The sequence below is a fragment of the Streptococcus mitis genome (assembly GCF_047464035.1).
GTDB lineage: Bacteria > Bacillota > Bacilli > Lactobacillales > Streptococcaceae > Streptococcus > Streptococcus mitis_DX.
The window spans coordinates 41,975-57,877 of record NZ_JASHCQ010000010.1 but is presented as its reverse complement, the minus strand read 5'-3'; the positions used below and the strand labels follow the sequence as shown (position 1 = coordinate 57,877).

At 42.5% G+C, this 15,903-nt stretch carries 15 protein-coding genes; 14 read left to right on the top strand and 1 reads right to left on the bottom strand.

Annotated elements, in window-relative coordinates:
• Nucleotides 1-222 precede the first annotated feature (222 nt).
• A complete protein-coding gene (locus QM818_RS04955; protein WP_254754148.1) occupies nucleotides 223-2,187 on the top strand; it encodes a peptide ABC transporter substrate-binding protein in 1,965 nt (654 codons plus the stop codon).
• Nucleotides 2,188-2,278: 91 nt separating this feature from the next.
• Here QM818_RS04955 and QM818_RS04950 read toward each other — a convergent pair whose 3' ends face one another.
• Entirely contained in the window at nucleotides 2,279-4,123 is a 1,845-nt protein-coding gene (locus QM818_RS04950; protein WP_254754147.1) for an APC family permease, read from the bottom strand.
• Between the two features lie 156 nt (nucleotides 4,124-4,279).
• On the opposite strand from QM818_RS04950, the gene QM818_RS04945 reads away from it, so the two are divergent.
• The 13 genes from QM818_RS04945 to QM818_RS04885 all read left to right on the top strand — a co-directional run bounded on the left by QM818_RS04945 (nucleotide 4,280) and on the right by QM818_RS04885 (nucleotide 15,903).
• A complete protein-coding gene (locus QM818_RS04945; RefSeq protein ID WP_033684736.1) occupies nucleotides 4,280-5,053 on the top strand; it encodes a TatD family hydrolase in 774 nt (257 codons plus the stop codon).
• On the top strand, nucleotides 5,053-5,619 hold the full coding sequence (gene rnmV / locus QM818_RS04940; protein ID WP_000659993.1) for a ribonuclease M5: 567 nt from the start codon (nucleotides 5,053-5,055) through the stop codon (nucleotides 5,617-5,619). Before QM818_RS04945 ends, rnmV begins: the two co-directional genes overlap by 1 nt.
• 64 nt (nucleotides 5,620-5,683) lie before the next feature.
• The gene (gene rsmA / locus QM818_RS04935) at nucleotides 5,684-6,556 is read left to right on the top strand and encodes a 16S rRNA (adenine(1518)-N(6)/adenine(1519)-N(6))-dimethyltransferase RsmA (RefSeq protein WP_001216838.1); all 873 of its coding nucleotides are present in this window, start codon (nucleotides 5,684-5,686) and stop codon (nucleotides 6,554-6,556) included.
• 1 nt (nucleotide 6,557) lies between these two features.
• Nucleotides 6,558-7,436 carry a ribosome small subunit-dependent GTPase A gene (gene rsgA / locus QM818_RS04930; protein ID WP_049546673.1) on the top strand — a complete coding sequence of 293 codons (879 nt, stop codon included), beginning with the start codon at nucleotides 6,558-6,560 and terminating at the stop codon, nucleotides 7,434-7,436.
• Between the two features lie 10 nt (nucleotides 7,437-7,446).
• The gene (gene rpe, locus QM818_RS04925; protein ID WP_000084990.1) at nucleotides 7,447-8,103 is read left to right on the top strand and encodes a ribulose-phosphate 3-epimerase; all 657 of its coding nucleotides are present in this window, start codon (nucleotides 7,447-7,449) and stop codon (nucleotides 8,101-8,103) included.
• Complete coding sequence (locus QM818_RS04920) at nucleotides 8,066-8,728, top strand: thiamine diphosphokinase (RefSeq protein WP_070482204.1); 663 nt, start codon at nucleotides 8,066-8,068, stop codon at nucleotides 8,726-8,728. The genes rpe and QM818_RS04920 overlap by 38 nt, the downstream gene beginning before the upstream one ends.
• Before the next feature lies 1 nt (nucleotide 8,729).
• Nucleotides 8,730-9,986: a DNA recombination protein RmuC gene (locus QM818_RS04915; protein WP_061590035.1), complete on the top strand. Its 1,257-nt coding sequence runs from the start codon at nucleotides 8,730-8,732 to the stop codon at nucleotides 9,984-9,986.
• The gene (locus tag QM818_RS04910) at nucleotides 9,976-10,917 is read left to right on the top strand and encodes a 3'-5' exoribonuclease YhaM family protein (protein ID WP_020903082.1); all 942 of its coding nucleotides are present in this window, start codon (nucleotides 9,976-9,978) and stop codon (nucleotides 10,915-10,917) included. The genes QM818_RS04915 and QM818_RS04910 overlap by 11 nt, the downstream gene beginning before the upstream one ends.
• A gap of 105 nt (nucleotides 10,918-11,022) precedes the next feature.
• Complete coding sequence (purR, locus tag QM818_RS04905; protein WP_004238844.1) at nucleotides 11,023-11,850, top strand: pur operon repressor; 828 nt, start codon at nucleotides 11,023-11,025, stop codon at nucleotides 11,848-11,850.
• 66 nt (nucleotides 11,851-11,916) lie between these two features.
• Entirely contained in the window at nucleotides 11,917-13,167 is a 1,251-nt protein-coding gene (locus tag QM818_RS04900; RefSeq protein WP_203175240.1) for a diaminopimelate decarboxylase, read from the top strand.
• A gap of 125 nt (nucleotides 13,168-13,292) precedes the next feature.
• On the top strand, nucleotides 13,293-14,087 hold the full coding sequence (gene pflA, locus QM818_RS04895) for a pyruvate formate-lyase-activating protein (RefSeq protein ID WP_001288286.1): 795 nt from the start codon (nucleotides 13,293-13,295) through the stop codon (nucleotides 14,085-14,087).
• Nucleotides 14,088-14,405: 318 nt separating this feature from the next.
• Nucleotides 14,406-15,116, top strand: coding sequence for an ABC transporter ATP-binding protein (locus QM818_RS04890; protein WP_049486674.1), 711 nt, complete (start codon nucleotides 14,406-14,408; stop codon nucleotides 15,114-15,116).
• 1 nt (nucleotide 15,117) lies between these two features.
• Nucleotides 15,118-15,903 carry a hypothetical protein gene (locus QM818_RS04885; RefSeq protein WP_049486673.1) on the top strand — a complete coding sequence of 262 codons (786 nt, stop codon included), beginning with the start codon at nucleotides 15,118-15,120 and terminating at the stop codon, nucleotides 15,901-15,903.

Below are 15,903 nucleotides of genomic sequence, written 5' to 3'. Positions count from 1 at the left end.
TTATGTTTTGTCATAGTAGACCTCATTTCTAACTCAAACGTCTCACACTTAATTCCACCATAAAAATCCGTTTTAGACTAATTTCCACTTTGGTTGGGCAAGTGGAAGTTACTTTGAGAAATTAGCACTGATTTTTATTTTTGTAAAAAAAGTTCAAAAGGCTTTATATTTTTGCTCAAATAGTGTATAATATTTCACATACTGTAAAAATGGAGAATAATCATGAAGAAATCAAAAGTTATGCTTTTTGGAGCTATGGCTTTGACAGCAGGTCTAGCTCTAGCGGCATGTGGGTCTTCCCAATCAAGTAATGCAGACAAGACTTACTCTTATATCTTTGTCAATAACCCAGATACCTTGGATTATATTACCTCTACACGAGATTCTACATCTAGTATCACAACCAACTTGATTGATGGTTTGTTAGAAAATGACCAGTATGGCAATCTCATCCCGTCTATGGCTGAGTCATGGACAGTGTCAAAAGATGGTTTGACTTACACTTATAAAATCCGTCAGGGAGCTAAATGGTATACTTCTGAAGGAGAAGAGTATGCGGATGTAACAGCTCATGACTTTGTGACTGGTCTCAAGTATGCGGCTGATAAAAAGGCTGAAAACTTGTACTTGGTACAAGACTCTATCAAGGGACTAGCAGACTATGTTGAAGGGAAATCATCTGATTTTGCAACTGTTGGTGTTAAGGCGGTGGATGATTACACGCTACAATACACTCTCAACCAACCTGAGAGTTATTGGAACTCTAAAACAACAGCAAGTATTCTTAGTCCTGTAAATGAAGCTTTCTTGAAGTCTAAGGGAGATGACTTTGGAAGTGTGACACCATCAAGTATCTTGTCAAATGGTCCTTACTTGTTTAAGTCCTTCACATCAAAATCTTTGATTGAGTTTGATAAAAACCCTAACTACTGGGATAAGGACAATGTCAAAATCGAGAAAGTGAAACTCTCTTTCTTTGACGGTTCTGACCAAGACAGTATTGCAAGAGGATTCTTGGATGGTAACTATACAGATGGTCGTATTTTCCCAACAAGTTCAGTATTTGCTGAGCTTAAGAAGGGAAATGAGGACAAGATTACCTATACACCACAAAACTCAGTTACTTTCTACTATCTTTTCAACGTTAATCGTCAAAGCTATAAGCAGACGATGAAACAGTCTGATAAGGAAAAGACAGATTCACGCGCAGCTATGCAGAATAAAGATTTCCGTCAAGCTATCAACTTTGCCTTTGACCGTCATGCCTATGCAGCACAGACAAATGGTGAAGATGGAGCAGACCGTATCTTGCGTAACACGGTTACACCAAGTAACTTTGTCCAAGTTGGTGATAAGAACTTCGGTGATATTGTCAATGAGAAAATTGTCAACTACGGTAAAGATTGGGCAAATATCGACCTAAACGATGGTAAACAAGCCTTCTTGAATCCTGAAAAGGCCAAAGAGAAGTTTGCGAAGGCCAAAGAAAGTCTTCAAGCTCAGGGAGTAACTTTCCCAATTCATTTGGATATGCCAGTTGACCAGACTGCTAAATTAGATGTGCAACAGGCCGGCTCTTTCAAACAAACAGTGGAAGAAACCCTTGGTAAGGAGAATGTGGTCATCGATGTTATCCAACTTTCTCCAGATGAAAAAGACCAAGCAACCTACTTTGCAGATACAGCAGAACAAAAAGACTACGATATTGACATCTCAGGGTGGGGTGGAGATTACTCAGATCCTAAAACTTACCTAGATATCCTTAATCCAGATACAGGTTCTCAGTTGAAAAACATGGGCTTGTCTGAAGGAAAAGACAAGGAAGTTAAGGACAAGATTGGTCTTGCTGACTACAAGAAACTCTTGGATCAGGCAGACGCAGAAATCACAGATACTCAAGCTCGCTATGAAAAATATGCTGAAGCCCAAGCTTGGTTGACAGATAGCGCCTTGTTCCTACCAGTTCAAAGTGGTGGAGCTAACCCAATCTTCCGTAAGACTGTACCGTTTACAGGACCATTCTCATTCGTTGGTCATAAAGGAAATGCGGATAACTACAAATATGTTGAATTACAAAAAGAGCCAGTAACTGTTAAACAGTACCAAGAACTCTACGAAAAATGGCTAAAAGAAAAAGCTGAGTCAAATAAAAAAGCTCAGGAAGATTTAGCTAACCACATTCAATAATATTCCTAGTCATGCTTTGCAGTTAAGCATAGTGATAGGATTCAGAAAAAGGCCTTACCAGACGCTTATTGGTTCTGGTAGGGCCTTTTCTTTATTCTTTTAAGTGATATGAGTAGCTAGCGACAACGACGTCTTGGTGCCAACGAAGGGCGTATTTGAGTTTGAGACTCATCTGATTGTGCAGGATATTTTGCCAAGGTTTATTAGGGATAAACTGGGGTACCAGAACAGTGACTGTATAGTTCTTTTTCTGGGCTTCCTCGGATATCCGTTTGACATACTTGACAGTAGGCGTGATGATATCGCGGTAGCTGGTCTTGATATTTTTCAGAGTAATGGTTGGGAAGTAATCGGCAAATTCTTGGAGAATTTCTTGGTCTTTCTCTGCTGTTTCCTTAGTAGAAATGTGCATGGCTAAGACTTCGTCACCGATACTTTGGGCGTAGTTAATGGCTCCAACGCTGACTCGGGTGACATTTCCTACGAGGACCAGAACCAGATTGCCGTCGTAAGTACGTTTTTCGATTCCTTCATAGAGTCGTAGTTGTTGGGCAACTTTTTGGTAATGACTGTGAATGGCCAAGAAAAGTAGGGTGAGTACGAGAATAATCGGGAAGAAAGGCCAGATATCACTGAGACGGAAAAAGAGCAGGATTAGCACGATAGCGTAGCAAATGATAGCTCCAAGGATATTGGCAAGGGCAGGTTTTAAGAAATTTGCCCCTTTTTCTTTTTTCCAATGGCGAATCATCCCAGTCTGAGAAAGGGCAAAGGGAACGAAGACCCCGATAGTATAAAGGGGAATCAAACGTTCGGTATTGCCATTAAAAATGAGAAGAAGAATCATAGCCCCAAAAGCCAGAGTTAAAATTCCATTAGAGTAGCCTAGGCGGTCTCCTTTTTCCATAAAGAGATGGGGCATGTATTTGTTTTTAGCCATATTGTAAGCTAGCATAGGGAAGGCCGAAAAGCCAGTATTTGCAGCTACGGCCAAAATCAAGGCTGTGGAGAATTGGAAGATATAATAGCCAAGGTGACCTAAGAAGGAATTACCAAGGATGCCTTGAGCCATCTGTGAAAGAATAGTTTCTCCGTGTTGAGGCATAATCCCCATCCAGTAGTTTAGGAAGGTAATGCCTGCAAAAAGAAAACCTAAAATCAAGGCCATGATGGTCAAGGTCTGAGCGGCATTCTTTTCTTTCGGAGCCTTGAAAAAGGGAACGGCATTTGAAATAGCTTCAACTCCTGTCAGAGAGGCAGAGCCGCTGGTAAAGGCTCTTAGAATGAGAACGATAGACAGGCTCGGAGCAGCATGCCCAATAGGTGAAGTTGCCTGATAGCTGAGAGACCCTGTCATTAGTTGAAAGATTCCGTAGAGCAAGAGAAAGACAGTACTGATGATAAAGAGATAGACAGGAATCATCAGTGAACTGGCAGATTCTTTTAAGCCCCGTAAATTCAAGAGCATAAGCAAGCAAACTAGAAAAATGGAAATGTGGAGGTTGTAAGGGTGGAGAGCAGGGAGAGCTGCTGTGATAGCATCGGCTCCAGATGACACCGATACCGCCACAGTCAGCATGTAGTCAACCAGCAGACTACCTCCAGCAATTAAGCCAAGTTCGGGAGATAGATTTTCTCGAGTAACCATATAGGCCCCTCCTCCTTGAGGGTAGGCATGGATGATTTGACGGTAGGAGACGGTCAGGCTAGCTAGGAGTAGGAGGACAAAGAGGCCGATAGGAAGACTCCACCATATCGCAAGAGGAGAGAGACTAGCCAAGACGAGGACTACTTGCTCAGGCCCATAGGCAATGGAAGATAGAGCGTCGCTTGACAACATGGCCAAGGCCTGCATTTTTCCCAGCAGACCTCCCTCGCCTTCTGTTAAGGACTTAAGAGGACGACCGATAAAGGTCTGTTTTAATTTTGTAAACATTGTATTTTCCTTTTCTGAAAATTTCAATAAGTGCTATTATACTGCTTTGGGAAAATAGCGTCAAGAGACGACGATGGATTTTAGAATATTTTGTACAGATGAGGAGAGAGGGCAGTTTTTTGGTATAATAGAAGATAGAAAACGAGGTTAGAAGAGATGATTTTTGATACACATACACACTTGAATGTAGAAGAATTTGCAGGTCATGAGGCAGAAGAAATCGCCTTAGCTGCTGAGATGGGTGTGACACAGATGAATATTGTTGGTTTTGATAAACCGACGATTGAGCGTGCCTTGGAGTTGGTAGATGAGTATGACCAGCTCTATGCGACTATTGGTTGGCATCCGACAGAAGCAGGGACTTACACGGAGGAGATTGAAGCCTACTTGCTTGATAAGCTCAAGCATCCCAAGGTTGTTGCTTTAGGTGAGATTGGTTTGGACTACCATTGGATGACAGCGCCAAAAGAGGTGCAGGAGCAGGTTTTTCGCCGTCAGATTCAGTTATCTAAGGACTTGGATTTACCTTTTGTTGTCCATACTCGTGATGCGCTGGAAGATACCTATGAGATTATCAAAAGTGAGGGCGTTGGTCCTCGTGGTGGGATTATGCACTCATTTTCAGGGACTCTTGAGTGGGCAGAGAAGTTTGTCGCGCTTGGCATGACTATTTCCTTCTCAGGAGTGGTGACTTTTAAGAAGGCCACCGACATCCAAGAGGCGGCTAGAGAACTTCCTTTGGACAAGATTTTGGTGGAGACGGATGCGCCTTACTTGGCTCCTGTTCCTAAACGTGGTCGTGAAAATAAAACAGCCTACACTCGCTATGTAGTGGACTTTATCGCCGACTTACGTGGTATGACGACAGAAGAGCTAGCGGCGATAACAACTGCAAATGCAGAACGAATTTTTGGATTGGACAGCAAGTAATGAAAGAAAAAATTTCCCAAGTTATCGTGGTCGAAGGGCGCGATGATACGGCCAATCTCAAACGCTATTTCGATGTAGAGACCTATGAGACACGAGGTTCTGCCATCAATGAGCAAGATATTGCACGTATTCAGCGCCTACATGAGCTTCATGGAGTCATTGTCTTTACAGACCCAGATTTTAATGGGGAGCGGATTCGTCGCATGATTATGACGGCTATTCCAACAGTTCAGCATGCCTTCCTCAAACGAGATGAAGCTGTTCCCAAGTCCAAGACCAAGGGCCGTTCTCTGGGAATTGAGCATGCCAGCTATGAAGACCTGAAAATGGCTCTAGCTCAGATTACAGAACAATTTGAACATGAGAGTCAGTTTGATATCAGTCGTAGCGACTTGATTCGCCTTGGTTTTCTAGCAGGGGCAGACAGCCGTAAGCGACGAGAATATCTAGGAGAGGCTCTCCGAATTGGCTATTCCAACGGCAAGCAACTCCTCAAACGCCTAGAGTTGTTTGGGGTTACCTTGGCAGAAGTGGAAGAAGCTATGAAATCTTATGAGAACAGCTAAGCAGACCCCAAATGTAAGGGGAATGTGTTACAATAGAAGTAACAGATAATAGAAAAGAGAATAGATGAGAATTGCAGATTACAGCGTGACCAAGGCAGTGCTGGAGCGTCACGGTTTTACCTTTAAAAAGTCCTTCGGGCAAAATTTTTTGACGGATACCAATATTCTTCAAAAAATCGTGGATACGGCTGAGATTGATGACCAGGTTAATGTCATCGAAATCGGGCCAGGTATTGGTGCCTTGACGGAGTTTCTGGCTGAGCGTGCAGCAGAGGTTATGGCCTTTGAAATTGACCATCGTTTAGTGCCCATTTTGGCAGATACCTTGCGTGATTTTGACAATGTGACCGTAGTCAACGAGGACATTCTCAAGGTCGATTTGGCGCAGCATATCCAGAATTTTAAAAATCCTGACCTGCCCATCAAGGTCGTAGCAAACCTTCCTTACTACATCACAACGCCTATTCTCATGCACTTGATTGAAAGTGGCATTCCGTTTAGTGAGTTTGTGGTTATGATGCAGAAAGAAGTGGCAGACCGCATCTCCGCTCAACCGAATACCAAGGCTTATGGTAGCTTGTCGATTGCGGTTCAGTACTACATGACTGCCAAGGTTGCCTTCATCGTGCCTCGTACGGTCTTTGTGCCAGCGCCAAATGTGGACTCAGCCATCTTGAAAATGGTGCGCCGTCCAGAGCCGGCTGTAGCAGTGGAAGACGAGAACTTCTTCTTTAAGGTTTCCAAGGCTAGTTTTACCCATCGCCGCAAGACCTTATGGAATAACTTGACAGGTTACTTTGGTAAGACTGAAGAGGTCAAGGACAAGCTGACCAAGGCTTTGGACCAAGCAGGCTTGTCACCAAGTGTGCGTGGGGAAGCTCTCAGCTTGGCAGAATTTGCCAGTCTAGCAGATGCACTTAAAGGGCAAGGACTCTAAGATGCAGGGACAAATCATTAAAGCCTTGGCTGGGTTCTATTATGTAGAGAGTGATGGCCAGGTCTATCAAACACGCGCGCGTGGGAATTTCCGTAAAAAAGGTCATACACCCTATGTTGGGGACTGGGTAGATTTTTCTGCCGAGGAAAATTCAGAAGGCTATATCCTCAAGATTCACGAACGAAAAAACAGCCTAGTCCGTCCGCCAATTGTTAATATTGACCAAGCTGTAGTAATCATGTCAGTCAAGGAACCTGATTTTAACAGCAATTTGCTGGATCGTTTCTTGGTTCTTTTGGAGCACAAGGACATCCATCCCATCGTTTATATTTCCAAAATGGACCTACTGGAAGATAGAGGGGAACTGGATTTTTACCAACAGACCTATGGTGATATCGGCTATGACTTTGTGACCAGTAAAGAGGAACTCCTGCCTTTATTGACAGGCAAGGTTACGGTCTTTATGGGGCAGACAGGTGTTGGGAAGTCAACACTTCTCAATAAAATCGCACCAGACCTCAATCTTGAAACAGGAGAAATTTCAGACAGTCTGGGTCGCGGGCGCCACACTACTCGAGCAGTTAGTTTTTATAATCTCAATGGAGGTAAAATCGCAGACACACCAGGTTTTTCATCATTGGATTATGAAGTATCAACGGCTGAAGACCTCAATCAGGCCTTTCCAGAGATTGCTAGTGTCAGTCGAAACTGCAAATTCCGCACTTGTACCCATACCCATGAGCCGTCCTGTGCAGTGAAGCCGGCAGTAGAAGAGGGTGCCATTGCCACCTTCCGTTTTGACAACTACCTGCAATTCCTCAGTGAGATTGAAAATCGCAGAGAAACCTATAAAAAAGTCAGCAAAAAAATTCCAAAATAAGGAGAAACCTATGTCTCAATACAAGATTGCTCCGTCAATTCTGGCAGCAGATTATGCCAACTTTGAACGTGAAATCAAACGCCTAGAAGCAACTGGGGCAGAATATGCCCATATCGATATCATGGATGGGCACTTTGTGCCACAAATCAGTTTTGGTGCAGGTGTGGTTGAAGCTCTTCGTCCTCATAGTAAGATGGTCTTCGACTGCCACTTGATGGTAGCTAATCCAGAGCATCATTTAGAAGACTTTGCGCGTGCAGGTGCGGATATCATCAGTATCCATGTGGAAGCAACGCCCCATATTCATGGTGCCCTCCAAAAAATTCGTTCACTCGGAGTTAAGCCTTCAGTTGTTATCAATCCTGGCACACCAGTTGAAGCCATCAAGCACGTGCTTCACCTAGTTGACCAAGTCTTAGTCATGACAGTTAACCCAGGCTTTGGTGGGCAAGCCTTTCTACCAGAGACCATGGATAAGGTCCGTGAGTTGGTTGCCCTTCGTGAGGAAAAAGGTTTGAACTTTGAGATTGAAGTGGATGGTGGGATTGATGACCAAACTATTGCCCAAGCTAAAGAAGCTGGTGCGACCGTTTTTGTAGCAGGTTCCTATGTCTTTAAGGGAGATGTCAATGAGCGAGTACAAACTCTCAGAAAACAACTGGACTAGGGTTGCCGTTTTTGCAGGCGGAGACCGCGGTCATTATCGGACAGACTTTGATTGCTTTGTCGGTGTGGATCGAGGCTCGCTCTGGGTCTTGGAAGAAAAGCTGCCTCTTGCTCTAGCAGTTGGGGATTTTGATTCTGTTACTGCAGAAGAGCGACAGGTGATTCAAAAACGTGCCCAGCATTTTGTTCAAGCCCGACCAGAAAAAGATGATACAGATCTGGAATTGGCTCTCTTAACCATCTTTGAGCAAAATTCTCAGGCTCAGGTTACTATTTTCGGTGCTTTGGGTGGTCGTATTGATCATATGCTAGCTAACGTCTTTCTACCTAGCAATCCTAAGTTGGCTCCCTATATGCGCCAGATAGCGATTGAAGATGGGCAAAATTTGATTGCCTATTGTCCAGAAGGGACCAGTCAGTTAGAACCTCGTTTAGACTATGACTATCTAGCCTTTATGCCAGTTCGGGATAGCCAGCTGACTATTCTCGGTGCTAAGTATGAGTTGACTGAGGAAAATTTTTTCTTTAAAAAAGTGTACGCTTCTAACGAATATATAGATAGGGAAGTGTCGGTGACTTGCCCAGATGGCTATGTAGTCGTGCTGCATAGCAAGGACAGGAGGTAGGATGGAAAGTTTACTTGTTCTATTATTGATTGCCAACCTTGCTGGCCTCTTTCTGATTTGGCAAAGGCAGGATAAGCAGGAAAAACATCTAAGTAAGAGCTTGGAGGATCAGGCAGATCACTTGTCAGACCAGTTGGACTACCGCTTTGAACAAGCCAGACAAGCCAGTCAGTTAGATCAAAAAGATTTGGAAGTGGCTGTCAGTGACCGTTTGCAAGAAGTGCGAATGGAATTGCACCAAGGTCTGACTCAAGTTCGTCAAGAAATGACAGATAATCTCCTCCAAACCAGAGATAAGACCGACCAACGTCTCCAAGCCTTGCAGGAATCAAATGAGCAACGTTTGGAACAAATGCGCCAGACAGTCGAGGAAAAGTTGGAAAAGACCTTGCAGACGCGCTTACAAGCTTCCTTTGAGACAGTTTCCAAACAACTGGAGTCAGTCAATCGTGGTCTTGGCGAAATGCAGACAGTTGCCCGTGATGTCGGAGCTCTTAACAAGGTTCTCTCTGGAACCAAGACGCGAGGGATTCTGGGAGAATTGCAACTGGGGCAAATCATCGAAGACATCATGACACCTGCCCAGTACGAACGAGAATACGCAACGGTTGAAAACTCTAGTGAACGAGTGGAGTATGCCATCAAGTTGCCTGGACAGGGTGACCAGGAATATGTCTACTTACCGATTGACTCCAAGTTTCCACTGGCAGATTATTACCGCTTAGAAGAAGCCTATGAAGCGGGTGACAAGGACGAGATCGAACGCTGTCGTAAGTCGCTCCTAGCCAGCGTCAAACGCTTTGCCAAGGATATCAAGAGCAAGTACATAGCACCGCCTCGGACTACCAATTTTGGAGTTTTGTTTGTTCCGACAGAAGGTCTCTACTCAGAAATCGTCCGCAATCCGGTCTTCTTTGATGATTTGAGACGGGAGGAGCAGATTATTGTCGCAGGTCCAAGTACCCTATCAGCTCTTCTCAATTCCCTATCAGTTGGTTTCAAAACCCTTAATATCCAAAAGAGTGCCGACCATATCAGCAAGACGCTTGCCAGTGTCAAAACCGAGTTTGGCAAGTTTGGTGGTATTCTGGTCAAGGCACAAAAACATCTCCAACATGCCTCTGGCAATATTGATGAATTATTAAACCGTCGCACCACAGCTATCGAGCGGACGCTCCGTCACATTGAGTTGTCAGAAGGTGAGCCTGCGCTTGATCTACTCCATTTCCAAGAAAATGAGGAAGAATATGAAGATTAGTCACATGAAAAAAGATGAGCTGTTTGAAGGCTTTTACCTAATCAAGTCAGCTGACCTTAGACAAACTCGCGCTGGGAAAAACTACCTAGCCTTTACCTTCCAAGATGATAGTGGCGAGATTGAAGGGAAACTCTGGGATGCTCAACCTCATAACGTTGAGGCCTTTACCGCAGGTAAGGTTGTCCACATGAAAGGACGCCGAGAAGTTTATAACAACACCCCTCAAGTCAATCAAATTACTCTCCGCCTGCCTCAGCCTGGTGAACCCAATGATCCAGCTGATTTCAAGGTCAAGTCGCCAGTTGATGTCAAGGAAATCCGTGACTATATGTCGCAAATGATTTTTAAAATTGAAAATCCTGTCTGGCAACGGATTGTCCGAAATCTCTACACCAAGTATGATAAGGAATTTTACTCCTATCCAGCAGCCAAGACCAACCACCATGCCTTTGAAACGGGTTTGGCTTTCCACACTGCAACCATGGTGCGTTTGGCAGATGCTATTAGCGAAGTTTATCCTCAGCTCAATAAGAGCCTGCTCTATGCGGGGATTATGCTGCATGACTTGGCTAAGGTCATTGAGTTGACGGGACCAGACCAGACCGAGTACACAGTGCGAGGTAATCTTCTTGGACATATCGCTCTGATTGATAGCGAAATTACCAAGACAGTGATGGAACTCGGCATTGATGATACCAAGGAAGAAGTCGTTTTGCTTCGTCACGTCATCCTCAGTCATCACGGCTTGCTTGAGTATGGAAGTCCAGTCCGTCCACGCATTATGGAAGCAGAGATTATCCATATGATTGACAATCTGGATGCAAGCATGATGATGATGTCAACTGCTCTTGCTTTGGTGGATAAAGGAGAGATGACCAATAAAATCTTCGCTATGGACAATCGTTCCTTCTATAAACCAGATTTAGATTAACAATTTAAGAAAAATGAGCATTTTTTAGGATAAGAATGTTCGTTTTTTTATGTGAATATGGTATAATAGATAAAATATCAAAATTAAATGAAGTGGGAAATAGAAATGAAATTAAGAAGAAGTGATCGGATGGTTGTCATTTCCAACTATTTGATTAATAATCCTTATAAACTAACTAGTCTTAATACTTTTGCTGAAAAGTATGAATCTGCTAAATCATCCATCTCAGAGGATATCGTAATTATCAAACGCGCCTTTGAGGAAATTGAAATCGGTCATATCCAGACAGTAACTGGTGCTGGTGGTGGTGTCATTTTCACACCATCAATCTCAAGCCATGATGCCAAGGAAATGGTTGAGGACTTGCGTGCCAAGTTGTCAGAAAGTGACCGTATTTTGCCAGGTGGCTATATCTACCTGTCTGATTTGCTTAGCACACCAGCTATCTTGAAAAATATTGGTCGCATTATTGCCAAGAGCTTTATGGACCAAAAAATTGATGCCGTTATGACCGTAGCGACCAAGGGTGTTCCACTTGCAAATGCAGTTGCCAATGTCCTCAATGTTCCTTTTGTTATTGTGCGCCGTGACCTGAAAATTACCGAAGGTTCAACTGTCAGCGTCAACTATGTTTCAGGTTCAAGTGGTGACCGCATTGAGAAAATGTTCCTTTCAAAACGTAGTCTCAAGGCAGGCAGCCGTGTCTTGATTGTGGATGACTTCTTGAAAGGTGGCGGAACTGTCAATGGGATGATCAGTCTCTTGCGTGAGTTTGATTCAGAATTGGCTGGTGTAGCGGTCTTTGCGGACAATGCCCAAGAAGAACGTGAAAAGCAGTTTGACTACAAGTCACTCTTGAAGGTAACCAATATTGATGTCAAGAACCAAGCCATCGATGTTGAGGTTGGCAATATCTTTGACGAAGATAAATAAGAGATAGAACTAAAGGTTGGAACGATTGTCCCAGCCTTTCTTTGCAAATAGAATAGAAGGAAACTTATGAAAACACCATTTATCAATAAAGAAGACTTGGAAAAGATTGTTGCCGAGTTCCCGACTCCCTTTCACTTGTATGATGAGAAGGGAATTCGTGAGAAGGCAAGAGCCGTCAACCAAGCCTTTTCGTGGAACAAGGGCTTTAAGGAATATTTTGCAGTTAAGGCTACTCCAACCCCAGTTATTTTGAAAATTCTCCAAGAGGAAGGCTGTGGCGTGGACTGCTCTAGTTATGTGGAGCTTTTGATGAGTCATAAATTGAATTTCCCTGGTTCTGAGATCATGTTCTCTTCAAATAACACGCCAGATAAGGAATATGCCTATGCGCGTGAATTGGGTGCGACCATTAACTTGGATGCCTTTGAAGATATTGAACATCTAGAGCGTGCAGCAGGTATTCCAGAAATCATCTCTTGTCGTTACAATCCTGGAGGCGTTTTTGAACTGGGGACAGACATCATGGACAATCCTGGAGAAGCCAAGTTTGGCATGACCAAGGACCAGCTCTTTGAAGCTTTTGCCATCTTGAAGGAAAAAGGAGCTAAGACTTTTGGGATTCACTCCTTCCTAGCGTCCAATACCGTAACCCATCTCTATTATCCAGAGTTGGCTCGTCAGCTTTTTGAATTGGCTGTTGAAATCAAGGAAAAGTTGGGCATTTCGCTAGACTTTATCAATCTTTCTGGCGGTATTGGTGTCAATTATCGTCCAGACCAGGAGCCGAACGATATCGCCTTGATTGGTGAGGGAGTTCGTAAGGTGTATGAAGAAGTTCTTACGCCAGCAGGTCTTGGTCAGGTCAAGATTTTTACCGAATTGGGTCGTTTTATGTTGGCACCTCACGGTGCTTTAGTCACAAGAGTGACTCATAAGAAAAAAACCTACCGTACTTATCTGGGTGTGGATGCATCAGCAGTCAACCTCATGCGTCCAGCCATGTACGGCGCCTACCATCATATTACTAACGTGACCCATCCAGATGGACCAGCTGAAGTGGTAGATGTGGTTGGTTCACTCTGTGAAAACAATGATAAATTTGCAGTGAATCGCGAACTGCCTCATACAGAAATCGGTGATTTGCTGGTAATTCATGATACAGGTGCTCACGGTTTTTCAATGGGCTACCAGTACAATGCCAAACTTCGTTCTGCGGAAATCCTCTATACCGAAGAAGGCAAAGTCCGTCAAATCCGCCGTGCAGAGCGCCCTGAGGACTACTTTGCAACCTTGTATGGCTTTGATTTTGAAGAATAAAATGATAAGTAATTGAAAATGAAATTGAAAAACAGATTGCTTTCTAAAAAATAGGCAAAAATCTTGTTTTTCCTTCAAGTCGTGATATAATAAAACTATAAAACGTTTTCAAGGAAGGTAACGATATGTCTGAAGAAACAATTGATTATGGACAAGTGACAGGAATGGTGCATTCGACAGAAAGCTTTGGGTCAGTAGATGGGCCTGGTATTCGCTTTATTGTCTTTTTGCAGGGCTGTCACATGCGTTGCCAGTATTGCCACAACCCAGACACTTGGGCTATGGAGTCCAATAAATCACGTGAACGGACGGTAGATGATGTTTTGACAGAGGCCTTGCGCTACCGCGGTTTCTGGGGGAATAAGGGTGGGATTACAGTCAGTGGAGGAGAAGCCCTCTTGCAGATTGATTTCTTGATTGCCCTTTTTACCAAGGCCAAAGAACACGGAATCCACTGTACCTTGGATACCTGTGCCCTTCCTTTCCGTAATAAACCACGTTACCTTGAGAAGTTTGACAAACTCATGGCTGTCACTGACTTGGTCCTCTTGGATATCAAGGAAATCAACGAAGAACAGCACAAGATTGTCACTAGCCAAACCAATAAAAATATCTTGGCCTGTGCCCAATATCTATCAGATATTGGAAAACCTGTCTGGATTCGCCACGTGCTAGTTCCAGGATTGACAGACAGAGACGATGACCTGATTGAACTTGGGAAATTCGTCAAGACCCTCAAAAATGTGGATAAGTTTGAAATTCTACCTTATCACACCATGGGTGAATTCAAATGGCGTGAATTGGGAATTCCATATTCCCTCGAAGGAGTCAAACCACCAACAGCAGACCGCGTTAAGAACGCTAAAAAACTCATGGATACCGAAAGTTACCAAGACTATATGAAACGTGTACATGGATAAAAAAGAAGCCTGATGGAAACATCGGGCTTTTAAATTTACACAAATATAGATAATTAAATGAAACAAAATTTTATACTCTTCGAAAATCTCTTCAAACCACGTCAGCGTCGCTTTGTCGTATATATGTGACTGACTTCGTCAGTCTTATCTACAACCTCAAAACCGTGTTTTGAGCAGCCTGCGGCTAGCTTCCTAGTTTGTTCTTTGATTTTCATTGAGTATTAAATCTTTTGACTCTTGAAATTCTGAAAAAAATCCGAAAAAGAATCTGTAAGATATAGTTACTTGTAGAAATATTAAATAGAATAGGGGAACATCATGGAACAAAGTATTACCATTAAAAATTTATGTAAGTCGTATGGCCAAGCTCAAATTTTAAAAGATATTTCTTTTGAAGCAAAAGCAGGTAGAGTGACTGCTTTCCTAGGTCCAAATGGAGCTGGAAAAAGTTCAACCTTACGTATTTTATTAGGATTAGACAAAGCAACATCTGGTCTTACCAAAATTGGAGATCAAACTTATAAGGAATTAAAATTTCCTCTAAAGACTGTAGGAGCTTCATTTGACAGTGTAGGTGCTCCTGATGATCGGACTGTTTATCAACATTTGAAAATTGTTGCTGCTAGTAATGGGATATCCAGTCAGCGAATTGATCAAGTCTTGGATATGGTGGATATTAGCCATAAGAAAAAATCTAAAATTGGGAAATTATCATTAGGAGAAGGACAACGATTAGGAATTGCAACAGCTCTATTAGGAAATCCTCAATATCTGATATTGGATGAACCAACTAATGGGTTGGATCCAAGAGGAATTCGGTGGTTTAGAGAGTTTATAAAAAAACAAGCTCAAGAAGGGAAGACAGTCTTGCTATCATCTCATATATTATCGGAAGTGGAAGCAGTAACAGATGATGTAGTTATCATAAATAAAGGAAAAGTTCTTATAAAAGGCACTTTACAAGAAGTGATGAAAAATCTTTCTTCACTAGAAGAAGTCTTCTTTAGTTTAACAGAGGGAAGAAAGTGACATGGCACTTATATACTCTCTTCATTCTGAAATATTGAAATTGCTTTATAGGAGAGCTACTCATGTTGTATTATTCTTGATACTGGTATTTCAAACGTTTTTAGCAAATATTGGTGCTTCTCAAATTGTTTCAGTTGGTATCCATGCTACACCAGAGACAAATCCAGAATTAGCAGAAGCTATACCTCCTATTGAATTTTTAGGTTTTGATGTCACTTTATTTGGTGTTTTTATTATGATTATCCTAGGTTCAATTTACGGAGCCGAGGAGTATAAATGCTCTGCTATTCGTACAAGTCTCCTCTCTATTACAAATCGAAGTATTTTCCTAGTTTCAAAAACATTAGTTTGGCTTGTATTTTCTTTTTTCATTTCTTTTCTATCAATATTCTTTACGATTAACATGACACATTATGTTTTAGGACAAGATGGCTTATTGCTTTTTTCACTAAATGGAACAGTTTGGTTCTATATGTTTTTAGCCAGTATAGCTTGGACTTTGTTGGGACTTCTAGCCTATATTATGGCTTTGACATTTAAAACAGCCATTGTTCCTCTATTATTTTTGCTTCCCCAAGTCTACAATTTAGGAACATTCTTAGCAAACTATATATCGGTTGCAAAATTTCTTCCAGTTGCATTGGGGCAAGGATTGATTGCTACATCTCCTCAAATTTTAGAACATAATAGTTTACAAAATATTTTATTTTTACTTTGTTGGAACTTCTCATTCTTGGCTTTAGCAATCTACCGATTACTTAAGTCAGATATTGGAGGAGGTGAATAA